Here is a 1,221-nt window from a genome sequence, read left to right as displayed (position 1 = left end):
GTAGATACTGTTATCCCCGTCAAGCAGCGTGCAAGGTCGGATCAAATATTTTGCCCGACCTGAGTACGCCGAATGCTACATGCACCAGCTTGCGCATCATGGCGCCGATGATCAGTTTCTTTGCCTTGCCAGCAGCACGGAGGCGCTGGCCAAAACGCTTGCCCCAGGCCGTCCGGTACACGGTCACCATGGCGGGCATGTACATGGCTTTGCGCAGGAAGCTGTGGCCGACCTTCGACATGCGTGGCTTGCCACGTACGCTGGAGCCAGACTCGTGCTGGCGCGGGTCGAGTCCCGCAAACGCCACGGCTTGCTTGGCGCTGTCGAAGCGCTCGGGATTGGCATAGTAGGACAGCAGCACCGGAATCGTTCGCTCGCCCAGGCCAGGAATGGTGTCGAGCAGCTCACGCTTACCGCGCAAATCCGGGTCGTCATCGATATGCCGTTTGATGGCTTGGATCAGCTCCTTGATCTGGCCATCGAGCCAGGTGATGTGATCGACGATGCCCTGGCGTACCGCTGCACGCGCCACATCGAGCCGGTTGCTTTCCTGCTGGCGCATGGTTTGCAAGGCTTCCAGGCGCAGCACCATGGCGCGTAGTGCCTGTTCTGCAGGCGACGGCGCCAGCCATGGCTCGGGCTGGCGTTCATGGGCGAAGTCGGCGATCAACTGCGCGTCGACTTTGTCCGTTTTCGTGCGTACCAGGCGCGAAGCGCCGAAGGCCTTGATCTGCGCCGGATTGATGACACTGACCAGCATGCCACATCCTGCCAGATATTCGGCTACCTTTTCCCAGTAGGTGCCGGTCGCTTCCATACACACGCGCGGGCTGCCGGCCTCATGCTTAAGTAGCCATGCGTGCAGCTCGGCGTATCCTTTGTCATTATTGTCTACTACCTTGTTACGATGCTTGCCATTGGGCAGGCGCAGCGCGCAGTCGAGCTTGGCCTTGGCAACGTCGATTCCCAGATTAAACATGCTGTGCTCCTCTTGCGATCTACCTTGTGAATGCGGGCTAACCGGCATGCCGGTGCCAAAGATACTGTCCGATCTTGACATTGAGGATGGGTAACTGGTGCGAGATCTACGAAACTGGCTCGGAGCCTAAGGGCGGATACGGCATCCAGTTACCCGGTCTTGATATGCCTACCAAGATTTTGACAGCGGTCGATACCGTTCGCAATATCACGAACGGCATGAAGGGAATAATACAAGGTCGG

At 58.5% G+C, this 1,221-nt stretch carries 1 protein-coding gene; it reads right to left on the bottom strand.

Annotation, left to right across the window (positions count from 1 at the left end):
* Positions 1-19 precede the first annotated feature (19 nt).
* On the bottom strand, positions 20-979 hold the full coding sequence (locus ACQ4WO_RS28095; RefSeq protein WP_436484145.1) for an IS110 family RNA-guided transposase: 960 nt from the start codon (positions 977-979) through the stop codon (positions 20-22).
* Between the last annotated feature and the right edge of the window lie 242 nt (positions 980-1,221).

The organism is Janthinobacterium aestuarii (assembly GCF_051380835.1).
Lineage (GTDB): Bacteria > Pseudomonadota > Gammaproteobacteria > Burkholderiales > Burkholderiaceae_D > Janthinobacterium > Janthinobacterium aestuarii.
Note: the sequence above shows the minus strand (reverse complement) of the source record. Positions and strands in the feature narration are given on the sequence as shown.

What these genes read in the sequence shown, in the direction of transcription:
- ACQ4WO_RS28095 (WP_436484145.1), bottom strand. Translation starts at nt 979, where the DNA reads ATGTTTAATCTGGGAATCGACGTTGCCAAGGCCAAGCTCGACTGCGCG.